At 41.3% G+C, this 23,947-nt stretch carries 22 protein-coding genes; 21 read left to right on the forward strand and 1 reads right to left on the reverse strand.

Annotated features, from left to right (window positions below; genetic code table 11):
* Position 1 precedes the first annotated feature (1 nt).
* The gene (locus GPS65_RS12935) at positions 2-871 is read left to right on the forward strand and encodes a class II fructose-bisphosphate aldolase (RefSeq protein WP_012010166.1); all 870 of its coding nucleotides are present in this window, start codon (positions 2-4) and stop codon (positions 869-871) included.
* Between the two features lie 237 nt (positions 872-1,108).
* Here GPS65_RS12935 and GPS65_RS12940 read toward each other — a convergent pair whose 3' ends face one another.
* On the reverse strand, positions 1,109-2,629 hold the full coding sequence (locus GPS65_RS12940) for an MDR family MFS transporter (RefSeq protein ID WP_041815586.1): 1,521 nt from the start codon (positions 2,627-2,629) through the stop codon (positions 1,109-1,111).
* Positions 2,630-2,798: 169 nt separating this feature from the next.
* Here GPS65_RS12940 and GPS65_RS12945 point away from each other — a divergent pair, with 169 nt between their 5' ends.
* The 20 genes from GPS65_RS12945 (at position 2,799) to GPS65_RS13040 (ending at position 23,945) form a co-directional block, all read left to right on the forward strand.
* Positions 2,799-3,218 carry a MarR family winged helix-turn-helix transcriptional regulator gene (locus GPS65_RS12945; protein ID WP_236832256.1) on the forward strand — a complete coding sequence of 140 codons (420 nt, stop codon included), beginning with the start codon at positions 2,799-2,801 and terminating at the stop codon, positions 3,216-3,218.
* Positions 3,219-3,593: 375 nt separating this feature from the next.
* The gene (locus GPS65_RS12950) at positions 3,594-5,222 is read left to right on the forward strand and encodes a T7SS effector LXG polymorphic toxin (protein ID WP_202914150.1); all 1,629 of its coding nucleotides are present in this window, start codon (positions 3,594-3,596) and stop codon (positions 5,220-5,222) included.
* A gap of 19 nt (positions 5,223-5,241) precedes the next feature.
* Positions 5,242-5,601: a ribonuclease toxin immunity protein CdiI gene (cdiI, locus tag GPS65_RS12955; RefSeq protein ID WP_119124962.1), complete on the forward strand. Its 360-nt coding sequence runs from the start codon at positions 5,242-5,244 to the stop codon at positions 5,599-5,601.
* 150 nt (positions 5,602-5,751) lie between these two features.
* Positions 5,752-6,114, forward strand: a complete 363-nt coding sequence (locus GPS65_RS12960; RefSeq protein WP_119124961.1) for a hypothetical protein — start codon at positions 5,752-5,754, stop codon at positions 6,112-6,114.
* A 92-nt stretch (positions 6,115-6,206) separates the two neighbouring features.
* A complete protein-coding gene (locus GPS65_RS12965; RefSeq protein ID WP_012010160.1) occupies positions 6,207-6,665 on the forward strand; it encodes a hypothetical protein in 459 nt (152 codons plus the stop codon).
* A gap of 416 nt (positions 6,666-7,081) precedes the next feature.
* Positions 7,082-7,210, forward strand: coding sequence for a GNAT family N-acetyltransferase (locus GPS65_RS19480; RefSeq protein WP_224925431.1), 129 nt, complete (start codon positions 7,082-7,084; stop codon positions 7,208-7,210).
* 94 nt (positions 7,211-7,304) lie between these two features.
* The gene (locus GPS65_RS12975) at positions 7,305-7,745 is read left to right on the forward strand and encodes a hypothetical protein (protein WP_012010158.1); all 441 of its coding nucleotides are present in this window, start codon (positions 7,305-7,307) and stop codon (positions 7,743-7,745) included.
* 311 nt (positions 7,746-8,056) lie between these two features.
* Entirely contained in the window at positions 8,057-10,102 is a 2,046-nt protein-coding gene (locus tag GPS65_RS12980; protein ID WP_338014778.1) for a BglG family transcription antiterminator, read from the forward strand.
* A 15-nt stretch (positions 10,103-10,117) separates the two neighbouring features.
* A complete protein-coding gene (locus GPS65_RS12985; RefSeq protein WP_012010156.1) occupies positions 10,118-10,384 on the forward strand; it encodes a PTS sugar transporter subunit IIB in 267 nt (88 codons plus the stop codon).
* 25 nt (positions 10,385-10,409) lie between these two features.
* Positions 10,410-11,672 (forward strand): PTS ascorbate transporter subunit IIC, encoded by a 1,263-nt coding sequence (locus GPS65_RS12990; protein WP_012010155.1) that lies wholly within the window; start codon positions 10,410-10,412, stop codon positions 11,670-11,672.
* A gap of 17 nt (positions 11,673-11,689) precedes the next feature.
* Positions 11,690-12,382, forward strand: coding sequence for a D-allulose 6-phosphate 3-epimerase (gene alsE, locus GPS65_RS12995; protein ID WP_012010154.1), 693 nt, complete (start codon positions 11,690-11,692; stop codon positions 12,380-12,382).
* 182 nt (positions 12,383-12,564) lie between these two features.
* Positions 12,565-13,605 carry a LacI family DNA-binding transcriptional regulator gene (locus GPS65_RS13000; RefSeq protein WP_012010153.1) on the forward strand — a complete coding sequence of 347 codons (1,041 nt, stop codon included), beginning with the start codon at positions 12,565-12,567 and terminating at the stop codon, positions 13,603-13,605.
* Positions 13,606-13,823: 218 nt separating this feature from the next.
* Positions 13,824-15,080 (forward strand): ABC transporter substrate-binding protein, encoded by a 1,257-nt coding sequence (locus GPS65_RS13005; RefSeq protein WP_012010152.1) that lies wholly within the window; start codon positions 13,824-13,826, stop codon positions 15,078-15,080.
* Positions 15,081-15,110: 30 nt separating this feature from the next.
* Positions 15,111-16,043, forward strand: coding sequence for a carbohydrate ABC transporter permease (locus GPS65_RS13010; protein WP_012010151.1), 933 nt, complete (start codon positions 15,111-15,113; stop codon positions 16,041-16,043).
* Positions 16,043-16,873: a carbohydrate ABC transporter permease gene (locus GPS65_RS13015; RefSeq protein WP_012010150.1), complete on the forward strand. Its 831-nt coding sequence runs from the start codon at positions 16,043-16,045 to the stop codon at positions 16,871-16,873. The genes GPS65_RS13010 and GPS65_RS13015 overlap by 1 nt, the downstream gene beginning before the upstream one ends.
* A 33-nt stretch (positions 16,874-16,906) precedes the next feature.
* Positions 16,907-18,247 (forward strand): alpha-glucosidase/alpha-galactosidase, encoded by a 1,341-nt coding sequence (gene melA, locus GPS65_RS13020; protein WP_012010149.1) that lies wholly within the window; start codon positions 16,907-16,909, stop codon positions 18,245-18,247.
* A 338-nt stretch (positions 18,248-18,585) separates the two neighbouring features.
* Positions 18,586-20,046, forward strand: a complete 1,461-nt coding sequence (locus GPS65_RS13025) for a CoA-acylating methylmalonate-semialdehyde dehydrogenase (RefSeq protein WP_012010148.1) — start codon at positions 18,586-18,588, stop codon at positions 20,044-20,046.
* Positions 20,047-20,269: 223 nt separating this feature from the next.
* On the forward strand, positions 20,270-21,805 hold the full coding sequence (locus GPS65_RS13030; RefSeq protein ID WP_012010147.1) for a glycoside hydrolase family 43 protein: 1,536 nt from the start codon (positions 20,270-20,272) through the stop codon (positions 21,803-21,805).
* A 31-nt stretch (positions 21,806-21,836) separates the two neighbouring features.
* The gene (gene xynC, locus GPS65_RS13035; protein WP_041815581.1) at positions 21,837-23,105 is read left to right on the forward strand and encodes a glucuronoarabinoxylan endo-1,4-beta-xylanase XynC; all 1,269 of its coding nucleotides are present in this window, start codon (positions 21,837-21,839) and stop codon (positions 23,103-23,105) included.
* A 132-nt stretch (positions 23,106-23,237) separates the two neighbouring features.
* The gene (locus GPS65_RS13040; RefSeq protein ID WP_012010145.1) at positions 23,238-23,945 is read left to right on the forward strand and encodes a response regulator transcription factor; all 708 of its coding nucleotides are present in this window, start codon (positions 23,238-23,240) and stop codon (positions 23,943-23,945) included.
* Positions 23,946-23,947: the final 2 nt, after the last annotated feature.

Consider the following 23,947-nt stretch of genomic DNA (forward strand, 5'->3'; position numbering starts at 1 on the left):
CATGCCTTTACTATCAACAACACCAATGCTTGAGACTGCGAAAAAAGAAAAATACGGAATCGTTGCATTCAACGTACATTCCTTTGACAGTATTTATTGGGTGCTCGAAACGGCCGCAGAATTAAAATCGCCTGTCATATTGCAAACAACGGTTGGAACCGTTCAATCTCTTGGAGCAAAAGCGATTGCAGATACAGTCAAGGCTGCGGCTGATCAATATCAAATCCCAATCGGTTTGCACCTCGATCACTGTACGGACTTTGATGTGATTCTCACCTGTATTCGAGCGGGATATACATCTGTCATGATCGATGCATCGATGCACTCATATGAAGAAAATGTTCGCCGCACAAAAGAAGTGGTAGACCTCGCATTAAAGGTAGGGGTGAATGTTGAAGCAGAATTAGGTAAGGTAGGCGGTGTCGAAGATGATATCGTTGTCGATGAAAAGGATGCTGAAAAAGCCGTTCCATCAGAATGCCGTCAATTTGTAGCAGAAACTGGTGTACCAACTTTAGCGCCTGCAATTGGTACGGCACACGGCATTTATAAAGGGGTACCGGATATTGACTTTGACCGTATTGAACAAATTGCATCGCTCGTCGATGTTCCCCTTGTTCTGCACGGCGGTTCCGCTGTTCCGGATGAAGACGTCAGACGATGTGTGGCTCTTGGTATGGCAAAGGTCAATGTCTCAACTGAATTGAAAAATGCGTACTCTGAAGCCATCCGTGACCATTTCTCAAACGAACCCGAAAGCTTAGATCCACGGATGTATTTACAAAAAGCAAAACAAGCAGCAAAAGATATGGTCACATCGAAAATACGTATCGTAGGCAGTGAGGGTAAAGCCCATCCTCTCTATCAGTGAAACAAAAAAGCAGAGCCGCTTAAGCTCTGCTCAGCGTGTAGACAAACCCTCGCATTCGTTGTCAGGTCTGCGCTTCGGTGCTCACGAATGTCAAATTCGCTCCGCTCCGATGCTCGTCCTTCCTAGACTTCAAAGGTTTTCTATCACGCTGAAAAGAAGACAAAGGGCTAAAATAAAGATCATTTTAGCCCTTTGTCAAAAACCTGAGCAGAGCCGCTTAAGCTCTGCTTTTTCACATTATTCGTTTTCTTTCATTTCATTTGAAGTGCGTACCCGTGCATTTCCCATAAACAGGACCGTAATCGCTGCAAGGGCAATAGGGAATAACGCAATCAAAAATACGTACGTAATACTTTGTGACATCGCATCGATGACTTTATTTAAAATATCAGACGGAATTTGTGAACGGGCACCTTCTTGGAAAATGGCTTGTGGATCGCCTATTTGAGAAGAGGCTCCTTTCATTCCGCTAAAGGCATCTGCTAAGCGATTCGATAGGACATTGGTTTGAATCGTCCCAAAAATCGTGACACCAAGTGTCATCCCAAGTGATCTCATAAATGAATTGGTCGAGTTGGCACTGCCTCGGTAACGAGGGGCAAGATCATTCATTGAAGCTGACGGCAGAAGGGAGAAGCTGAAGCCGACACCAAAGCCTGATATCATCATAAAGATGGTGAGCCAAAGTCTAGCTGTATCAGGTGACATATTGGCAAGCAGCAGCATTCCCGCGAAAAATGAGATAACAGAGATCGCCATAAGACGTCTGAAAGGCACTTTCGTCTGCATCGTTCCACCAATCATACTGCCAATGACAGACCCAATCATCATCGGCGTTAAAATGAATCCTGCACTTGTCGCAGATTCTCCGTACACCGCCTGAACGAAAATAGGAATGAAGACGGCAAGAATAATAAATGTTCCGCCATATAAGAACGCCAAAATTTGAGATGTCGCAAATAAACGATTTTTAAACATCCAAAATGAAATAATCGGTTCCTCCGCTTTACGCTCAACAATAAAGAAGATAGTACCGAACACAAGAAATACAGCAAAAAGTGTGAGGATTTGCACTGAATCCCACGCATAAGATTTACCGCCAAGCTCAAGAGCAAACATCAAGCTCACAACCGCCACGACAAGTGTGATAGCACCTGACCAGTCAATTTTCTGCTTCCGATGTTCCAGCGATTCCTGGTAGTATCTAGCAATCAAGAACACACTAACAATACCGATTGGTACGTTAATATAGAAAACCCAGTGCCAACCGATCGAATCTGTGATAATAGCTCCTAAAAGTGGTCCTAGTACACTCGATAAACCAAACACTGCACCAAACATACCGGACATTTTTCCGCGCTTTTCAGGCGGGAAGATATCAAAGATGATTGTAAACGCGATTGGAAGAAGGGCACCGCCTCCAAGCCCTTGAATGGCTCGGTAAATAATGAGTTGATCCATCGTTTGTGCGATACCGCACAGCGCAGATCCAATTAAAAAGAAAATAAGTCCAAACAGAAAAAAACGCTTTCGACCATACATATCAGAAAGCTTTCCGTAAATCGGCATTCCAGCCATTACCGCCACCATATAAGAAGCCGTCACCCAAGCAAATTTATCAAAACTGCCCAAATCTGCTACGATGCTTCCCATCGCTGTTGCAACAATGGTATTATCCATCGCTGCCATGAAAATTCCTAACAGCAAACCGATGACAACAAAGCGAGTGGATGCCTTACCATTATCCACATGATTCATTTCATTTACCCCCTGCTTACGTTCTCTTCTTATTTTTGCTATGATCAACTTAAATATAAAGGAAGAAAACATTTATCTTGATGATCAAGATAATTTATTTTAAAGGGAGGAGAACAAGTTGTCAATAAAGAACGACGCAGAAGACAAAGCAAACCTGATCATCCATACAATGAGACGCCTCGCCACACGAACGGTTTTATTCCACCAAGCGGCCGCACAATCGCTTGGCCTTTTCCCAACAGACCTGAAATCAGCCGATTTGTTAAACGAACTTGGTCCTCTCACAGCAGGAGAATTAAGTGAAAAAACAGGTCTTAGCTCCGGTGCGGTCACAGCGCTGATTGACCGGCTTGAAAAAGCGGGCTACGCCAAAAGAGAAAAGGACCCAAAAGACAAACGAAGAGTCATCATTGTTCCCCTAACAGCAGGGAAATCACAGGTAAAAGAACTCTTTCGATCCTTATCAACATCAACGAAGGAACTCACAAATGAATACAAACCAGAAGAATTAGATTTAATTATTCAATTTATAACCGAAGCAGCAGATATCATGGAGCAAGAGCTGCAATTGTTTAAGTCTAAATCGTAAAAAGTACACTGATGCGGGTGTGCTTTTTCTAAGTGCATTTCTGATTCATGTAGGGATTGCCTCGACTAGTGACATCTTCCTTACCATGGAAGTGCTTTATAACACTTTTTTATAATGGAGTAGCTCAAAAAATGTTCTATTTAAAAGATTGTTCTAAAAACTACATTATAATTGTTATGACAAAAGTGGAACTAATGAATTCTATAGTTTGCTTTTCAATTGAAACATTGTTCATTTACATAATAAGTATTGTTTTTGTATCTTAATTCCTATTTAATGACAAACTTTGTATTGGTAAAATTGACCTTGTCAATGAATAGGAAGGAGTGAATTCTGCTGGGGAAGATACTTGATGCAAAAGCACTAACCAGTGCCATGGATACAAGGTCAAAACACTACCAGGAACTCCGCGAACAAATGGTCAATTTAAAAAAAGCATTACAAGGTGTTGCCAACCTCGGTGATGACTTCACTGGGAAAGGTGCCGATAACATTAAAAGTTTCTATAAAGAGCTGGCTGGAAATGTAGACATGTTTATCAGCTTCATCGATAAGCAAAAAGCCTTTCATGAAGGTGTTTCTGGGACACTAGATGATACAAACTTTGGCGGCGATACCTTTGTAGAAGAACACTTTTTAGACAACGCTGTACATATGGGCATCAAAAATGCCAAAAGCATTGTAAAGGATCAAAAAAAGGCGCTTAAAACCATTTTTCAAGACATCGACGACCTCCTTTCACTAGAAGTATTTGATAGTCAAACCTTTGATGAAAAAATTGCAGATGCGGAAGACGAGCGAAAAAAGACAGTAAAAGATCTAAGAGAGCTTGATCAAAATTTAAAAGATGAATATGCTTTGTCAGAAACGGAGCAGCAAGCTACAATGGCATTGTACGCAGAAATGATGAATGCCACAAATGATGGAAAAGCGATTTCTCCAATGAATTTTGACAAGAAAGCGTATCAAAATAGCGAAATCTACAAAGCAAAAAGCGATATTGAAAAGCAAACTTCCGAATATCTCAACATTAAAAAAGAACAACAGGAAGCCCGAGAGATTGCAAAAGAACAAGAAGCACTCGCAAATCGTCCTTGGTATGAAAAAGCCCTCGATTATGGCGGGAATATCGTGAATGAACTGACAGGCGTGAACGATGCAAAACGCGCCGCAACAGGCGTTGACCCGATCACAGGCGAAGAACTTACCGCAGGACAGCGCGTCGCCGCAGGCGGCATGGCAGCCGCAGGATATATCCCAATCGTCGGCTGGGCAGGGCGCATTTTCAAAGGGGGAAAAGCCGTCTATAAAACGACCCAAGCCACCTCAGCCGCAGTCAAAGCAGTCGACATTTACAAGACATCGCAAAAATCTTTTGACGCCTTAAAAACATCGCAAAAAGGTTTATATGGTCTCACCGCCACCAACGGCTTCAGCGAAGCAATCACAGGCCGAGACATGTTTGGAAACAAGATCTCGAAGGAACAGCAGGAAGCCAGTATGAATGCCGCGCTGGGAATGCTTTTACCGTTTGGGGCGAAAGGCTTTCGGGGGAAGATGGGAATTATGGGTAGGGAAAAAGTTAAGTACTCATCTAGCTTAGAAGATCATATAAGAAAAGTTGATACCAATGTTCCAAGGAGAAGAGGAATTGGTGGGGCGCATAACAAAGATGAATTTATGAAAAATGATGTAAATATATTAAATGTTAAGAAGCATGATGCTTTGCCAGGAGTGGAAAAAATAACTTACCAAGTTCCTTCTTTAGATGCTAAAACAGGTCAAAAAATTGGATGGAAGGCAAAGCCATTTGATAAAACTGTTTATGATCCTAAGTTAATTTCTGATGAAGATTTTATTAAACGAGGAAAAGAAGCTGTAAATAATGCTTCTTCAAAAGGTGTTTTAGGGAGAGAATGGGAAGGTTATGATGGACAAGGTATAAAATGGAGAGGTTATACAGATAAGGATGGGGCAGTGACCTCGTTTTATCCTGAATTATAGGTGGGGGGATTCAGATAGTATGTTAAAAAAAATTTTAGAAACTCAAATGTTAAGAGAAGAACATTTTCCTGTGGTGGCTTTTTTTAATGCCATTACTGATGATAGCTTTGTAAATATGGTTCAGCATTTATCTACGGGAGTAGGTTATGGAATTAACGATGTTGATTGCACATTTCCAAATGATCTGGAACCCGACGAGGAGCCCTTTCATGGAGTACTATTTGCACTTCATGATGATGAGGTTATTGTTGATTATCAAACATTCTACTATTATCTTGAGCAAGCCTGTAACACGTACATTACAGAGTATCCTCAGGATAAGAAACCTATTAGCGAGGTGTTAAGGAAGGTAATTGAAAAATATAGATTGGCCAATTGACAAAAGCAACCTCTGAAAATAGTTGAGCAACTAAGGAATTAATTAGTAGAATGATTAAAGACAATATAATTAATCTAATTGATAATTTATAGTCTAAATAATAAATTGGGACTTAAATTACTATCAAATTTATGAATAAGTTGGAGGAAAATGAGAAGGAATATAAAACTCGGAGTCCCTGTATTCAACATTCATCCTTTAAGAATAACTGAAGGTTGGATTGTACGTTATAATAATTTTAGGGAAATTGACCCTAAAAAGTTAGAAACAGAAGATGATAGATGGTTTATGTTCACTGAAAGTTTATTACAACTTTATCATGAAAAATCATCAATAACATTGGATTTAGGTTGGTATCCCGATATATCTTCTGATGGTAACTACCTTGTTCTAATAGTTAAAAATACAGATTGGGACAATCCTATTGATGAATTCAACTCGGATGACTATACCAAAGTGATTGATTTTATAGAATTTCATTTGAAAGAAATTACATCCAACTGGTGGAAATAAAATAGTAGATACTTAATTACTAACAAATTAACATCGCTAGTTTCTTCAGTTTTACTCGTTTATGATCAATTTTTGGGGCTGTAGGTACTCGAATGTGTTCTCAGAGTAATTTCATAATTAGGGGATTCAATATATTTAGAGAATTAGATAATCTTTTATCTGCTGATACAACAGTAGATTCATGGTATGATGACGGGTGTTTGATTGCTAGTGAGATAATCTCTGATTTTAGCCTAAACGACTGGGAAGAACTATCAAATCAGGTACTTAATAAACCAATAGAGTGGCAGCGTAAAATCGCTTATTGTCTGGATAATGAGTGCAATGAATATGAGTTAAATATTTTAATAGATTTGTTGAATACTAATGATAACGAATTATTTGAGATTTGTATTGATACTTTGAGAAGTTTCCCAATTGAAGAAGGCAAGAAATTGATATTGAAGCATCCTCAAATTTTAGAACGTGTAAATCATGAAGTGGCTACTACTACGAATTCACCAGTAAAAGTAGTTCTTCAAGACTTTCTTTCAAAAATGACTTCAAATTAGTTCATTTTTAATGAGATTACGCAAAAAAACTTTGATCGGCTTAATGCCTTTCAAGTTTTTTTGTGTTATTGGACTTCAAATTGAGAAAAAACCGACCAAAAGGGGGATGGGGACTCATCGTATGATAAAGACCAGTAAAAGTAAGCGCTCACATCTTTTATAGTGAGTTTATTTGAATGAGGGGGATACTTTACATCTTTTTCTTTGATATAGATCAGAAATTCCTTTGCAGAAGTATAGATGTTAAACAATGAAATAGCAGGACATTTATATAAAAGACTAATCAACAAGCCACTTTAACAGCTTAACTTCTTCATAAGAGAATGAAGTTGGTACAATAAACAGAAAATCATCCTCTAATAATACATAGAGAATGCTGCTCTGTTTAGAAGGGGGATGCGTTCATTTTAAATGATTTGTTTGTTATAAACGATTTTCGCCAAAAGGGGATAGGTAAGCAATTGATGAAAAAAGCATTTTCATTTGCAAACGAAATATGCTTTGTCAGAGACGGATCAGCAAACTACAATGGCATTGTACACTGAAATGATTGCAACAAAATGCCGAAACAGCGATTCCAACGGATTTTGACAAGAAAGCCATTAAAAACATATATTTTAGATAAAGGGGGTAATTTTATTGAATTCTTATGATGAAGATCTAATAAAGGATTTGGGATTAAAAGATCTTCTTAAATATGTCAAAGTAAATAAAAAACCAAAAATTTTTTTAGATTTAATAGAACAAAAATTCGATTTTGCTGGTTCAAAAATAGATTGGTTACAAACCAATAAACATCATAGTAAGAGCTCAAATCATGCATCGTTACTTTCTGATGCTCTTCTATTTATAACTGAATTAAAAGAAAGATATTTAGCTAATAACTTACAAGTAATTTACATAGGGGATAACCTTACAGAGTTTGGTTACCAGTTTGAATTAAGACATTTAGAAGAGTTACTAGTCTATTTTTTAGATATCCCGCAGCACCACTACTTTATATCATTAGAAGGTGATTGGTGTATTTGTATTTCATTTGAAGACTATTTGGATTTTGGATTTAGTTTAAACAAAAAATAATTTTGAGCATCACATATAGGAAAAATAAAAGATGATAAGAAGTGAAAAAAACCTTGATTGGCTTTATACCATTCAAGGTTTTTTGTGTTTATTGGTCCTCAAACACGTAAAAGAAGAGAAAGGTCTCTTTGTATAAAAGCCTGAAAGCACACTTAAATGGTGTGTTTATCTTATGAGAAGAGCACACAATTACTGCACAGCATTTGCTGAAAACATTTGGGCTTCTTTCACGCATGTGAGTTGATTAGACTTATAACCAAAGGGGAAGAAAGGAGGAATTCCAACTGTACTTAACCAAAAGGGGCACTACTTTGCTATCTATGCTGCTTCATACGACATCTTATCTATCAATAGAAGATTTACAGAATCGACTGAATGTCTCTACTCGAACCGTCTACTCTGAAATCAAACGCATGAATAGCTGGCTGGAAACGCATCAGCTTAGTGGCGTTCAGCGAAAAGATCAACTTGGCTACTACTTACACCCACATGAAAAAGAAGTCATTATTCAAAAAGCTGACACGATTCTTGTCGGTCACGATTACGAACCATGTGTAAAGGAAAGAAGAGCGATCCTGCTCTTATCGATTGCATGCAATGAGAAATATCTAAAAATAGATGACTTGATGAAGCTCACCAAAGTGAGCAGAAATACACTGCTTGAAGATATGAAACAGCTAAAAGAAGCACTTTCAAAGCAGCAGCTCACGCTTCACTATCAGGCAGCCTGTGGCTATTTGATTTCAGGAGAAGAAAGAGCGATTCGATTGGCTCTGAAACCTTATATTCATTCCATTCGCACCATGATAAAAAACGAAAAAGCGTTTTCATCTTTTTGGTTAAAGGGGCCCATTTCATATAACAGGTTAAAACATCTCCTCGAGCAGTCAGAACAAGAGCTTAAGCTCGAGTTTGCTGATGACATGCTGGATCAGCTGTCTTTGGATCTCTTTTTCTACTTTAAGCGGATGAAGCTAGGACGTGATATACACCTTTCAAACGAAGAAAAGCGTACATTACAGGAAACTGATGAATGCTTGGCGGCGATTCGGTTTATGGCACGAATTCAAAAAGAAACGGGTCTTCATGTTCATGATGATGAAATCTATTTTCTTAGCACGCTATGGCTCAGCGCCAAGAAACAAAAGCTTCCATCAAGTCAAAATCCAGAGGAGCATCTCATTCGCACCATTGCTCGACAAATGATTTTTGATTTTCAGCGGTATGCATGTATCTCCTTTGAAGAGTACGAAGCCTTGGAGCAAAACTTAACCATGCATCTCATCCCTGCCTATTACAGACTTATCTATCACATTGATATCAACAATGAATTAACAGAATCTATTAAAAAAACACAGCCAGAGGTGTTTGACATCACTCAAAAGGTCGTATGCCATTTAGAAAAGGCGACCTGCTCCAAGATAAGTGAGCATGAAATGGCTTACGTAGCGATGCATTTTGGTGGTTGGATGAGAAGAGAAGGGATTTCGCCAATTGTGCGTCGTTCTGCATACATTGTTTGCGGGGAAGGAATTGGCACAAGTCACATGTTGAAAACACAGCTTATCGAATTAATCGGTTATATCGAAGTGCGTGATCTATTATCAAAGCGCTCATATGAAGAAATGTCATCAATTGATGTCGACTTTGTTGTGTCCACAACACCTATATCGTTTAAAGGAAAGCCAGTTCATCTCGTTCATCCCATCCTTACTTCCTATGAGAAAAAAACCTTACTTCAATATGGAGAAGGTGCAGAAACCAGGTTTGATGAGAAGAATGTAAACGCTTTATTCAACACCATTCAACAGCATACCATCGTAAAAAATGAAAAAGCACTGCTTCGAGATCTGAAAGAGCTACTTCATCCCGCATATGTATCCCATCAGAAAGGGTGGAAACCAGTGTTAAACGATTTATTAACAGAAAACACGATTAATCTCCAACAAACAGCAGAAACGTGGCAAGAGGCCATCACAAAAGCAGCGCAGCCTTTACTCGATCAAAACGCCGTTCAGAAAAGTTATGTGGAGGCCATGATTCAATCCGTTGATCAAAATGGACCTTATATTGTCATTGCACCACAGGTAGCCATTCCACATGCCAGACCAGAGGACGGCGTCAACGAATTAAGCATGTCACTCATGACATTCGAACAGCCTGTTTTTTTCTCTAAGGATGAAAAAAAACAGGTTCGTCTCATTATTGTGCTAGCAGCCATTGACAGTATCACTCACCTGAAAGCACTCAAACAACTGACCATGCTGTTAAGTGATGAAAAACGGAGGAAACAACTGATTGAAGCAAAGGATTTAACATCGGTGCAAAAACTAGTTGATCAATTTTCACAACAATAAAGGAGGAAAAAGAGAATGAAAAAAATTCTTGTTGTGTGCGGAAACGGATTAGGAAGCAGCTTTATCGTAGAAATGAATGTCAAAAAAGCATTAGAAGAGTTAGGGCTTGTAGCTGAAGTGGATCATACCGATCTCAGCACAAGTAAAAATGAACTGGCTGATCTATATATTGGAGCCACTGACATTATCGATCAGCTGGATGACGGCATAAGACAGGTTGCTGGATTACATAACTTGTTAGACCAGGAAGCCATTAAAGACGTCCTTCGCAAACACATATAAGCCACGAAAAAGGGGGATTCACATCATGATAGAACTGATCATGAACGATATATTGGGTACACCGGCCATTCTCATTGGTTTGTTTGCGCTGGCTGGTTTACTTTTGCAGAAAAAATCAGCTGCAGATACCGTGTCAGGTACCTTAAAAACAACCATGGGATTTGTCATATTAGGAGCAGGCGCCACAGTCGTGTCTGATTCACTTGGGGTTTTCCGAAAAATGTTTGAAGCAGCATTTCACATTCAAGGGGTTGTGCCAAATACAGATGCCATGGCAGCTATTGCTCAAAAAGAATTCGGGACACAGACAGCTCTCATTATGATTTTTGGCATGCTGGTCAATTTGCTATTGGCAAAATTCACCCCCTTTAAATATGTTTTTTTAACAGGACACCATACCTTGTATATGGCTGCTATGCTCGCAGTCGTTCTATCGACAGCGGGAATGGAGGGATCGTTTCTTGTCACCGCCGGTTCAATCATATTAGGGACAGCTATGGTCATTGCACCCGCTATTCTTCAGCCATTCACAAGGAAAGTCACTGGAAGCGATGATCTAGCGCTTGGACACTTCAGTACCTTCGGTTATTTTACAGCGGGAATGATCGGAAAATGGATCGGTCGTCCAGAAAGATCAACAGAAACCATTCAAGTGCCTAAATCACTCGGTTTTCTACGAGATACATCTGTGGCCATTTCAATCACGATGGCTTTGCTCTTCTTTGCAATTGCACCGTTTGCTGGAATATCTTTTATAGAACAAATGAGTGGTGGCACAAACTTCGCTGTCTTCATTCTCATTCAAGCGATTACCTTTGCTGCTGGTGTTTACATTATTTTAGCCGGGGTGCGGATGGCAATTGGTGAAATCGTGCCTGCTTTCAAAGGAATTGCTGATCGTTTTGTGAAAGGGGCAAAACCGGCACTTGACGCACCAACCGTTTTTCCATTTGCTCCAAATGCAGTCATTATCGGTTTTTTATGCAGCTTTGCAGGAGGCATCGTGTCTATTTTCCTTTTACCATTGTTTGGTTTAACTGTCATTGTTCCTGGTCTTGTCCCGCACTTTTTTTGCGGCGCTACAGCAGGAGTGTATGGTAATGCAACAGGAGGGGTGAGAGGTGCTATCGCTGGGGCATTTGTGAATGGGTTGATCCTTTCCTTTTTACCTGCTTGTTTATTGCCTGTGTTAGGAACCCTTGGTTTTGAAGGGACAACTTTTGGAGATACAGACTTTGGTATCATCGGAATCTTGATTGGATTGATCAAGTTTGTATTTCAGCTGTAAAAAGGAGGATTCTCAGAATGTCAGCCATTTTTTCACCGTCACTGATGTGCATGGATTTAACGCACTTCCGCGAACATATTCATATTCTCAACACAAGAGCAGATCGATATCATGTCGATGTCATGGATGGTCATTACGTGAAAAATATCACCTTATCACCTTTTTTCATAGAACAGCTCCGAAAATTGACAGACAAACCAATTGATGTGCATCTTATGGCTGAATCCCCCCAAGAATTTTTAATTGATGCCTGCATTGATGCAGGCGCAAGCATGGTCTGCTTACACCCAGAGGTCGTGCAAAGAGACGTTTTTAGGATCATTCGGCATATCCATCAAAGAGACTGCGAGGTTGGCTTTGTCTTAAATCCCGCCACACCAATTGCAGTGTTAGATTCCTATCTACATTTAATAGACCGAGTGACGATCATGACGATTGATCCAGGCTTTGCAGGACAGCCTTTTATTAAAGAAATGCTACAGAAAATTAAACAGGTGAAAGAGGTAAAAGAGAAGAAAGGATACTCATTTTCAATTGAAGTAGACGGCTCCTGTAATGAGCACACGTTCCGGCAGCTTGCTGAGGCTGGAAATGAGATCTATATTATCGGCAACTCAGGTTTATTCGGACTTCACCAGCAACTCGATACGGCTTGGGAGACAATGAAGCAATTGTTTTCAAAAGAAACAGCATCAATTGAATCACATTAGTAAAAGAGGATGAAACAATCCTCTTTTTTTACGCAATTTTACTAAAATATCACTTGTAACCAAAACATAATCAAAAAACAAAGGAAAAAATCATGAATTCACACTTGAAAGCGCTTTACCAACATGGTATCCTTCAAATATCTTTAGTAAACATTTAGTCAAAAACCAAGAGGAGTTTGCCTATGACCACACTCAAAGATATTGCTCATAATGCAAAAGTGTCCGTTTCTACTGTATCCCGTGTGTTAAATGGCGATCAAACCCTTGCCGTTTCTCACGCAACAAGACAAAACATCCTCGACATTGCAAAGAAGTTAAACTATACCCCAGTGAGAGCAAGAAAAGCCGATCAAGCAGAGGAAAAAAGCCCATCTGAATCCCCAATCATCGGTATCGTTGTCGCTCAATCCATTGACGAAGAATTAAATGATCCCTTTTTCTCATCGATTCGAAAAGGAATTGAAAAAGAATATGCCAAACAAGGGCTGTCCACCCTCCATACCTTTCGCCTAAGAAGCATGGATCAAGGGGCGATGCTAAAGGATATTGATGGTTTGATCGTCATTGGCCGAATCAGTCCAGATACGGTTGAAAAAATGACAAATCGAATGGAACACATTGTTTTTATCAATCATTATGCGGATGAGGATTTGTATGATTGTGTACATGTTGATTTTGTCAGAGCGGCAGATCGAGCCATTCGCCATTTGCAATCGCTTGGCTATACACATTTAGGCTATATTGGTGGAAAGGAGCGAGAGCATTATTTCGAAGGGAATGCTGTGATTGAGGACGAAAGACAAACGACGTTTATGAAAAGAATGCAAGAAGCAGGTGGTCTTCATCTGGATGACATCCATATCGGGGAATACTCCATGCAAGAAGGCTATACGCTCATGCAGCAGGCCATTAAAAAGGGGAACCTGCCACAAGCCTTTTTTATCGGAAGTGATTCAATGGCGATCGGTGCAATGCGTGCGCTCAACGAAGCCGGTCTACGTGTACCTTCAGACGTATCCATCGTTGGGTTTAATGACATTGAAGCGGCTTCATTTTCAAGTCCGCCACTTACAACCGTCAAAGTATATACAGAAGAAATGGGGGAAGTCGGTCTGAAGCTTTTGCTTGAGAGAATAAACGGCAGAAAGCTTCCTCTAAAAGTCGTCGTGCCAACAAAACTCATCGAACGGGGCAGCACATGTCTCGTCCATGAAAGGGGGTGAACCCGCGATTTCAGCAAACAAAAAAGAGACAAAAAAGCAGAAAGCAAGCTGCTTCGCACGATGGCCAGATCATGCGAAGAACAAGGCAGCCTACCGGTATGCTCTCTTATCTCTTTGAAAAGAATAGAATTCCAGTATAATAGACTTCTTTTGTTTCAGCAACTGCATGAATTCTACCGATTATCGTCTGAATTTTCAGTGATCAAAAGGAGGAAACCATGAATAAAAAAATCATGCTGCTGACTGCGGTCTTTGTCTTAACCATTCTTTTGTCTGCTTGTGGCAATAATGGTACGTCCGAAGCAAACGGAAAGGTCACCCTGACGCTCTTTTCGACGATGAGCAATAGCGGGGAAAGAAAAGCGTTTGAAGAGGTGATTCGAGCGTTTGAAAAAGAGCATCCACATCTTCGAATCGATGCCAACTTCCCAGGCAACAGCTATGAAGATACGATCCGTGTCAAAATGGGGGCAAATGATATGCCAGATCTGTTTGACACACATGGCTGGGCAAAACTCCGCTATAGCGAGTATGTCGCTGATTTAAAAGAGATGAATTGGGTGAAAAAACTTGATCCTTCACTCGATCAAATTTTAAAGGACCAAGATGGCAAAGTATACGCGTATCCCCTAAATCAAGCAAAAGACGGGGTTAGCTTTAATGCCAATCTATTAAAGGACTATGACATTGAGGTTCCTAGAACACTCGATGAATTTAAATCGGCTTTGCTGACCGTTAAGGAAAAGAGCAAAGGAGAGGTTGTGCCGCTCTGGATACCAGGAGGAGACAACTCAAATATCGCCCAAGTCTTTGATGAACTCGCCACACCTTTATTGATCACGGGTCCAAACCATCAATACGGAAAAGAACTTGAGAACGGATCATTTGATTGGTCTCTCTATACACCACTTGCACAGTTCATGAAGGAGCTGAAGGATCAAGATCTTTTAAACAAAGATGTCCTCACAGCAAAACTTTCTCAAGCACCTGAACTAATGGCACAAAACAAAATAGCCTTCACCTTTGTCGGAGGTTCTTTAGGACCTGAGGCGACAGAACTCAATCCATCGGTCAAAGTAGGCACAATGCCTGTTCCATCTATTCATAAAGGAGATAAGCAAAGCTGGATTGGAGGAGAACGGTTTACAGTCGCTGCCTGGAAAAACTCCAAACATTTAAAAGAAGCAAAACAGTTCATCGATTTTCTCGCAAAGCCTGAAAATGCGAAAAAAATCGCAGAAGGTACCTCATCTGAAGCAGCCTTAAAACAAGTGAAAGCGAAAAACGATTACTCTACCTTTTACGATCAATACGAACAGGTGAAGATTGAACCGTATTTCGATCGAAAATACTTACCAAGCGGAATGTGGGCGGTCATGGCAACAACAGGGCAAGAATTATTAGCAGGCTCCATCACACCAGAACAATTATCGAAGAAGATGGAAGAGGAATATAAGCGTCTGAAAAAACAATAGCAGGCTCATGCTGAAACAGGAGTGAAGCCAATGAATGACATCACAAAAGCAGAGCAGCCAGCCGCATTCTCCCCTTTACCAAAGCAGAAAATGAAAAAAAACCAGAATTCATCCCTTTGGTGGATGTACTTGCCAGCTGTTCTCGTTGTCAGTACCTTTATCATTTATCCTTTTTTGAACGGCATTCAGCTATCTTTTACGAATTGGAATGGGTTTTCGCAAACTTATGAGTGGATTGGACTTGATCAATATAAGCGTCTGGTTCAGGACCCAACGACATGGCTTGTTGTTAAAAATACGCTTCTATACGGCATCGGGAGCACCATCTTACAAAATATCATCGGACTTGGTTATGCTCTTTTATTAAATCAAAGCTTAAAGATGAGAGCGATCACAAGAACAGTCATCTATTTACCTGTCATGATTAGTCCGATTGCGATGGGCTATATTTGGTATTTCGTGTTTGCTTACCAAGGCGGTGCCTTAAACGATGTAGTGACGCTTTTTGGATTTGATCAAATGAATGCGCTTGGCAATCCGCAATTAAACACATGGATCATTATGCTCGTCAACACCTATCAATTCGTCGGTATTGCGATGATCATTTATTTAGCAGGACTGCAAAGCATTCCTAAGGATTATTATGAAGCCGCACAATTAGACGGCGCATCCAGCCTCCAGCAATTTAGTCGAATTACATTGCCTCTCCTTCTACCGTCTATCACCATTAATGTTGTGCTAAATGTCATTGGCGGGCTCAAGCTCTTTGATGTGATTGTGGCGCTTACTGGCGGCGGACCGGGAGATTCCTCACAATCGATGTCGACCTTTATGTATGATCTGTATTTCAAACGTCAAGATGCAGGATATGCAGCAACACAAGGGGTCTTCATGGCGGTCATCATCCTTGTCATTAGTGTCACAGCGCTGATGTATTTCAAACGAAAGGAGACCGAGATGTGATGGAAAATACCTTTAAACGTAAGAAGAGATGGTACACCGTCCTTGCCCTTTTGGTGACAGTGCTTCATCTCATTCCATTTTATATCTTGCTGACGACATCATTCAAGGGAATAGGAGATTTTAGTTCAAAGTGGCTGTTTCCAAAAGCGCTTCATCTTGAAAACTTTCGCACGGCATGGACAGAGGCACAGCTTGGTCAGTCCTTTTTGAATACTGTGATCATTACATTCAGCTCTGCTGTATGCCTCATCTTTCTTGGTTCCCTTGCAGCCTATCCGCTCGCAAGGAGAAGCACAAAGCTAAATAAAGCAGTGTATGTTTTATTCATTGCTATTATGGTCATTCCACCACTCACAGCCCTTGTCCCGCTCTATAAAATGGTCGTTCAAATCGGGATGATGAACACCTATCAAATCGCTATTTTAAATAATGTTGCTGCTTTTTTGCCGCTAACGATTTTCTTATACGCAGGCTTTATCCGGTCGACCATTCCAAAGGAGCTTGAAGAAGCAGCCCGTATTGATGGAGCGGGGACACTTAGGGTTTTTTTCACCATCGTTTTCCCACTTCTGAAACCTATTACCGCTTCGGTTTTAATCATTGCCTGTGTGTATATTTGGAACGACTATCAATTTGCCATCTTCTTTTTACAAGATAAGGAGATGCATACACTCACAGTCGCCTTATCCCATTTTTTTGGTCAAAATCAGCATCAGTTACAGCTCGTTGGTGCCGCTGCGCTCATTGCGATGCTGCCAATGGTAATGATGTTTTTACTGTTGCAAAAATATTTTATCGCAGGGCTTTCACAAGGCTCTGTCAAAGGGTAGTTCAATATATGGATGCAAAAAGGAGAGTCAGCTATGTCTAAAATTACATTTATCGGTGCAGGGAGTACCGTCTTTGCTAAAAATATATTAGGAGATTGTTTGTTCGTCCCCGCACTAAGCGATTTTGAATTCGCTTTATATGATATCGACCATAAACGGCTGAAAGAATCAGAAACGATGCTCCGCCATTTAAAAGAGAACTACGGTGCACATGTGACCATTACGTCCTATCACAACCGAAAAGAAGCCTTAAAGGATGCAAAATATGTGATTAATGCCATCCAGGTTGGAGGCTACCGGCCAAGCACAGTGATTGATTTTGAGATTCCGAAAAAATATGGGTTAAGACAAACGATTGCGGATACGGTTGGCATTGGCGGGATCTTCCGCTTCCTTCGAACATTTCCTGTGATGCTTGATCTTGCAAAGGAGATGGAAGAGGTTTGCCCAAATGCTTTATTGTTAAATTACACAAATCCAATGGCCACACTGACAGGTGCAATGCTGCGCTACACACCGGTTCAAACGGTGGGTCTTTGTCATAGCGTGCAGGTGTGTACAAAGGATCTATTTGAATCACTTGAAATGGATCATGAAGGAATTGAAGAAAAAATTGCTGGCATCAATCATATGGCGTGGTTATTAGAAGTGAAACGAGACGGAAAAGATTTGTATCCAGACATCAAAAGAAGAGCGAAAGAAAAGCAAAAATCACGGCATCATGATATGGTACGTTTTGAGCTGATGGATAAATTCGGCTATTATGTCACAGAGTCCTCAGAGCATAATGCCGAATACCACCCTTATTTTATCAAATCGCGGTACCCAGAATTGATCGGTCAATTTAACATTCCGCTAGATGAATACCCGAGACGCTGCGAGGAACAAATCAACAACTGGAATTCCATGAAGCATGACCTTGTGAGCAATACACAGATCACACATACTCGCTCAAAAGAATATGGTTCACGTATCATTGAAGCGATTGAAACGAACGTTCCCTTTAAATTTGCCGGGAATGTGCTGAACACAGGTGGCCTCATTCACAACCTGCCTGAAAAAGCGTGTGTCGAAGTGCCGTGTGTTGCAGACCGGAGCGGGATCATGCCATGCCATGTCGGAGAGATTCCTGAACAACTGGCGGGACTGAACCGGACCAATATCAGTTCACAGCTCATGACCATCGAAGCAGCAATCAGCGGGAAAAAAGAACACGTTTATCAAGCGGCATTACTAGATCCACACACAAGTGCTGAACTGTCGATTGATGACATCATCAAATTATGCGATGAACTCATTGAAGCACATAGTGAGATGCTCCCGCATTTTGCAGATCCGAATCAATATGCCGCATCAACCAACTTACAGAAATAAACTAGCCCCTACCTGATGCAATGCGCATCAGGTTTTTTTATGCTGCAAATAGAGGATTGACTGAAAGCGTTTTTAATATTATGATTTTTCTAAAGTTAACCAAAAGTTAATCAAAAATACACCATGAATGAATCGCATTCAGGAATCATTTCTCACAAACCAATGGATGGGCGTCAGCCTTTCACACGTTAGAGCAAGCTTTTATCACAACGTAAACCAAAACGACAATAATATTTGACAAAGAGTGTATACAGATGGACGCCCGTTAGATGAGACAATGACAATCAAACACATCCTATAAGCATGACACATTTTTTTATAAAAAGGAGAGAGGGAACATGACCAAAACAGATGTACAAATGTTGAAAAATTATATTGGCGGACAATGGATTGAAGCAGAAACTAGTCAAACAGAGGCAGTATATAACCCAGCTACTGGCAAGATCATCGCAGAAGTGCCGCTTTCAACAAAAAAAGATGTCGAACGTGCGGTACAGGCAGCGCAAGAAGCCTTTACCACTTGGTCGAAAACGCCCGTTCCCCGCCGTGCACGCATTTTATTTAAATACCAACAGTTACTCGTTGACAAATGGGATGAGCTGGCTGAACTCGTAACGATGGAAAACGGAAAAAGCATCACTGAAGCAAAAGGAGAAGTGCAGCGCGGGATTGAATGTGTCGAATTTGCCGCTGGTGCACCAACCTTAATGATGGGAAAACAATTACCAGATATCGCATCTGGACTCGAATCTGGCATGTACCGCTATCCAATTGGCGTCATCGGCGGAATTACACCATTTAACTTTCCGATGATGGTTCCTTGCTGGATGTTCCCACTTGCCATTGCCTGCGGAAATACGTTTGTTTTAAAACCTTCAGAGCGCACGCCGATTCTTGCCGCACGATTAGCCGAATTATTTGAAGAAGCAGGTCTTCCAAAAGGGGTTCTCAACATTGTCAATGGAGCTCATGATGTCGTCAATGGTCTGCTTGAACACCAAAAGGTCAAAGCCATTTCATTTGTCGGCTCTCAGCCAGTTGCAGAATACGTCTATAAAAAAGGCACAGAGCATGGCAAACGTGTCCAAGCACTTGCAGGAGCAAAAAATCACTCCATTGTCCTTAAAGATGCAGATTTAGACGCAGCAACGAAACAAATCATTGGTGCTGCCTTTGGATCAGCAGGAGAGCGCTGCATGGCCGCGGCCGTTGTCGCAGTGGAAGAAGAAGTGGCAGATGATCTCATTCAAAAATTAGTGGATGAATCGAACGAACTTGTCATTGGAAACGGTATAAATGAAGAGGTCTTTCTTGGTCCAGTCATTCGAGAGGAACATAAGGAGCGAACGCTTCAATACATTCAGTCAGGGATTGAAGAAGGCGCAAGTCTCATTCGAGATGGCAGGAAAGATCACGAAACAAATGGAAAAGGGTATTTCGTTGGACCAACGATCTTTGACCATGTGACAAATCAAATGAAAATTTGGCAGGACGAGATTTTCGCCCCAGTCTTATCAATTGTACGTGTCTCTTCACTGGCAGAAGCGATCGACCTGTCTAATCAATCAAAATTTGCGAACGGTGCCTGCCTGTACACAGACAGTGCATCAAGCATCAGAGAATTTCGCGAAAACATCGAAGCAGGGATGCTCGGCGTCAATATTGGTGTTCCCGCACCAATGGCATTTTTCCCGTTTTCCGGCTGGAAGGATTCTTTCTACGGGGATTTGCACGCCAATGGAACAGACGGAGTGGAGTTTTACACAAGAAAAAAGATGGTGACCGCTCGTTATATGTGATCAACACTCATAAATTAACTAAGAAAATGCAGTTCCAAAAGGAGAACTGCATTTTTTAGTTGTCTCCTAGTCTAAAAGTAAGGGTTTACATAGTTGTTTCAGCAATGATTCCCCCTAAGAAATCATCCTTTGTATTCATTCTTCATCAGCGTCTTTCAACATAATTTGAAATTGGGCGTAAACCCCAATATTAGGAAGATGAAAACAGGAGGAAAATGATGCGATGAGAAAGAGGATGAAGTGCGGTTTATGTTTTTTAATTCTAGCTTTGGTACTAAGCTGTATACCCGTATATGATGCGAGTGCAGCAAGTACCCCCATTGCAAAACGAGTAGGAAATGCAAATCCGCTCATAGACCATCACCTGGGAGCAGATCCGTTTGCGCTCACCTATAACGGCAGAGTGTACATTTATATGTCGAGTGATGACTATGAATATCAAAGCAATGGAACGATTAAGGACAATTCTTTTGCGAATTTGAATAGGGTCTTTGTCATCTCTTCGGCAGATATGGTGAACTGGACAGATCACGGAGCGATTCCAGTAGCAGGCGCAAATGGGGCAAATGGCGGGAAAGGGATTGCCAAATGGGCAGGCGCTTCTTGGGCTCCAGCGGCTGCGGTGAAGAAGATCAATGGGAAGGATAAATTTTTCCTTTATTTTGCTAACAGCGGCGGAGGGATTGGCGTCTTGACAGCGGATAGTCCGATTGGTCCTTGGAAAGACCCTATCGGAAAAGCGCTCGTCACACCAAATACACCAGGAATGTCCGGTGTTGTATGGCTGTTTGATCCAGCTGTATTTGTAGATGATGACGGGACCGGTTATCTATATGCCGGCGGAGGCGTTCCAGGCGGTTCAAATCCAACACAGGGGCAATGGGCCAATCCTAAAACAGCAAGAGTTCTGAAGCTAGGGCCTGACATGACAAGTGTGGCCGGCAGCGCATCAACCATTGATGCTCCTTTTATGTTTGAAGATTCAGGGATGCATAAGTATAACGGTACCTATTACTATTCGTATTGCATCAATTTTGGCGGCTCCCACCCAGCAGATAAACCGCCAGGCGAGATCGGTTATATGACGAGCTCAAGTCCAATGGGGCCCTTTACGTATAAAGGACACTTCTTGAAAAATCCAGGTTCATTTTTCGGTGGCGGCGGTAACAACCATCATGCGGTGTTCAATTTTAAAAACGAATGGTATGTCGTGTATCACACGCAAACGGTGAGCTCTGCCTTATACGGAGCAGGGAAAGGCTACAGATCTCCCCACATTAATAAGCTTGTCCATAATGCGGACGGCTCCCTTCGAGAGGTCGCAGCCAATTTTGAAGGCGTTAAACAGCTTTCTAACCTCAATCCATATCAGCGGGTAGAAGCTGAAACATTCGCTTGGAATGGACGCATTTTAACAGAGGCTTCCTCAGCACCTGGTGGGCCAGTCAATAACCAGCATGTCACAAACATTCAAAATGGCGATTGGGTGGCTGTCAGTAATGTCGATTTCGGCTCTAGGGGTGCCAGAACCTTTAAAGCCAATGTAGCAGCAGCCTCAGGCGGACAAATTGAAGTACGTCTTGGCAGTCCAGACGGCAGAATGGTAGGAACACTCAATGTCCCTTCCTCAGGTGGAAACTGGCGAGAAATAGAAACAACAGTAAACGGGGCAACGGGAGTACACAACGTATTTTTTGTCTTCAAAGGAAATGGTGCCAACCTATTCCAATTTGATTCCTGGCAGTTTACTCAAAGATAAACAAAACTAGTTGATGGGAGAGTGGGAAAATTTGATGTCCATAATCAAAAAACCAATTTGCACTTTATTGGTCTGCTTCACTATGCTGTCTGTCATGTTCATAGGCCCCGGCGTAACTGAGGTGTCAGCGGCAAGTGATGCGAATATTAATGTCAACGCGGAAAGACAAATGATCCGCGGCTTTGGCGGAATGAACCATCCGGCTTGGATTGGTGATTTGACCGGACCTCAAAGGGAAACCGCATTTGGTAATGGGCAGAATCAGTTAGGATTCTCCATTTTACGGATTTATGTAGACGAGAACAGAAATAATTGGCACAGAGAAGTCGCCACCGCTAAAAGAGCGATAGAGCACGGCGCTTTGGTGATCGCTTCACCTTGGAATCCTCCAAGCCATATGGTGGAGACTTTCAACCGTAATGGTGCGTCTGCAAAGCGGCTAAGATACAATCAATACGCCGCATACGCTCAGCATTTGAATGATTTTGTGACATACATGAAAAATAATGGCGTCAATCTATATGCCATTTCTGTACAAAACGAGCCTGATTATGCACATGAATGGACATGGTGGACACCTCAGGAAATCCTGCGATTCATGAGAGAAAATGCCGGCTCCATTAACGCACGCGTGATTGCACCAGAATCCTTTCAATACCTTAAGAATATCTCAGATCCTATCTTAAACGATTCGCAGGCGCTTAGAAATATGGACATTCTCGGAGCCCATCTGTACGGAACCCAAATTAGCCAGCTTCCGTATCCTCTTTTCAAACAAAAAGGAGGGGGAAAAGAGCTGTGGATGACAGAGGTCTACTACCCGAATAGCGATAACAATTCTGCGGACCGCTGGCCTGAGGCATTAGGGGTATCAGAGCATATTCACCATTCAATGGTGGAAGGGGACTTTCAGGCGTATGTGTGGTGGTACATCCGCAGATCATACGGTCCTATGAAAGAAGATGGAATGATTAGCAAGCGCGGATACAATATGGCGCATTTCTCCAAGTTTGTGCGTCCAGGATTCGTCAGAGTTGATGCAACAAAAAGCCCTGAACCGAATGTTTTCGTGTCAGCCTATAAAGGAAACAATCAGGTCGTCATTGTCGCGATTAACAAAAACAATGCAGGAGTCAATCAACACTTTGTTATGCAAAATGGAACTGCTTCGAAAGCGTCAAGATGGGTCACAAGCAGTAACAGTAACCTTCAGCCTGGAACTGACTTAAACATATCAGGAAATCAATTTTGGGCACATCTCCCTGCTCAAAGTGTGACAACATTTGTGGTCAAACGCTAAATAAACACCAAAAGCCAATTTTCTCATTAAAAAAGAAAATTGGCTTTTTTTCTGTGTAAATAGAAAGTTGATTTTTCACGACGTCTCCACTTTGGGTATAATAATCACAATGACTTCAGGAGAGTGATCATAATGCCAAAACTTCAAAACAAAGTCTTGATTATAGATGACGAAAAAGAAATCTTGGAATTAATCCATACCGTATTAACAAGAGAAGGCATTGACCGGGTGATAACAGCTTCAACTGCCCGTGACGGGCTCTCACAATTCCATCAAGAACAACCCGATCTCGTCATACTGGATATTATGCTGCCAGACGGTGAAGGCTACGATATTTGCAAACAAATCAGAGACGTCTCGCATGTTCCCATTATCTTTTTATCAGCAAAGGGAGAAGAATCAGACAAAATTGTAGGACTTGCCATTGGCGGCGATGATTACATTACAAAACCGTTCAGCCCAAAAGAAGTCGCCTACCGGGTAAAAGCTCAGCTAAGACGGTCATCATACTTACAGCCTTCTCAAGAGGAGCCCGTGATTAAAAAAGGACCTTTTGAGTTAAACGAGCAGCAAGCTGAACTAACGAAAAACGGAGCGGCGATTGAGCTCACTCCGAAAGAACTTATGTTGATGACTTATTTCTTGCAGCATCCGAATCGCGTGATCAGTAAAGAAACGCTATATCAAACGGTTTGGGGAGAGGATTTCTTCGGTTCTGATAATACAGTGATGGTACATATACGAAGACTTCGGGAGAAAATAGAACATTCCCCATCTACACCAGAATTTCTCGTGACAGTTAAAGGGCTTGGCTATAAATTTGTTGTAAAGGATGCGTAAAG

Source organism: Bacillus pumilus, assembly GCF_009937765.1.
In the GTDB taxonomy this organism is placed as follows: Bacteria; Bacillota; Bacilli; order Bacillales; family Bacillaceae; genus Bacillus; species Bacillus pumilus_O.

Bases quoted from the DNA above. Each gene is read 5' to 3' on its own strand.
- cdiI (WP_119124962.1), top strand. From the start codon at position 5,242: ATGTTAAAAAAAATTTTAGAAACTCAAATGTTAAGAGAAGAACATTTT.
- GPS65_RS12965 (WP_012010160.1), top strand. From the start codon at position 6,207: ATGTGTTCTCAGAGTAATTTCATAATTAGGGGATTCAATATATTTAGA.
- GPS65_RS12940 (WP_041815586.1), bottom strand. From the start codon at position 2,629: ATGAATCATGTGGATAATGGTAAGGCATCCACTCGCTTTGTTGTCATC.
- GPS65_RS12990 (WP_012010155.1), top strand. From the start codon at position 10,410: ATGATAGAACTGATCATGAACGATATATTGGGTACACCGGCCATTCTC.
- GPS65_RS12935 (WP_012010166.1), top strand. From the start codon at position 2: ATGCCTTTACTATCAACAACACCAATGCTTGAGACTGCGAAAAAAGAA.
- GPS65_RS13015 (WP_012010150.1), top strand. From the start codon at position 16,043: ATGGAAAATACCTTTAAACGTAAGAAGAGATGGTACACCGTCCTTGCC.
- GPS65_RS12960 (WP_119124961.1), top strand. From the start codon at position 5,752: ATGAGAAGGAATATAAAACTCGGAGTCCCTGTATTCAACATTCATCCT.
- alsE (WP_012010154.1), top strand. From the start codon at position 11,690: ATGTCAGCCATTTTTTCACCGTCACTGATGTGCATGGATTTAACGCAC.
- GPS65_RS13040 (WP_012010145.1), top strand. From the start codon at position 23,238: ATGCCAAAACTTCAAAACAAAGTCTTGATTATAGATGACGAAAAAGAA.
- GPS65_RS13010 (WP_012010151.1), top strand. From the start codon at position 15,111: ATGAATGACATCACAAAAGCAGAGCAGCCAGCCGCATTCTCCCCTTTA.
- melA (WP_012010149.1), top strand. From the start codon at position 16,907: ATGTCTAAAATTACATTTATCGGTGCAGGGAGTACCGTCTTTGCTAAA.
- GPS65_RS12945 (WP_236832256.1), top strand. From the start codon at position 2,799: ATGAGACGCCTCGCCACACGAACGGTTTTATTCCACCAAGCGGCCGCA.
- GPS65_RS13000 (WP_012010153.1), top strand. From the start codon at position 12,565: ATGACCACACTCAAAGATATTGCTCATAATGCAAAAGTGTCCGTTTCT.
- GPS65_RS13005 (WP_012010152.1), top strand. From the start codon at position 13,824: ATGAATAAAAAAATCATGCTGCTGACTGCGGTCTTTGTCTTAACCATT.
- GPS65_RS13025 (WP_012010148.1), top strand. From the start codon at position 18,586: ATGACCAAAACAGATGTACAAATGTTGAAAAATTATATTGGCGGACAA.
- GPS65_RS12950 (WP_202914150.1), top strand. From the start codon at position 3,594: ATGGATACAAGGTCAAAACACTACCAGGAACTCCGCGAACAAATGGTC.
- GPS65_RS12985 (WP_012010156.1), top strand. From the start codon at position 10,118: ATGAAAAAAATTCTTGTTGTGTGCGGAAACGGATTAGGAAGCAGCTTT.
- GPS65_RS13030 (WP_012010147.1), top strand. From the start codon at position 20,270: ATGAGAAAGAGGATGAAGTGCGGTTTATGTTTTTTAATTCTAGCTTTG.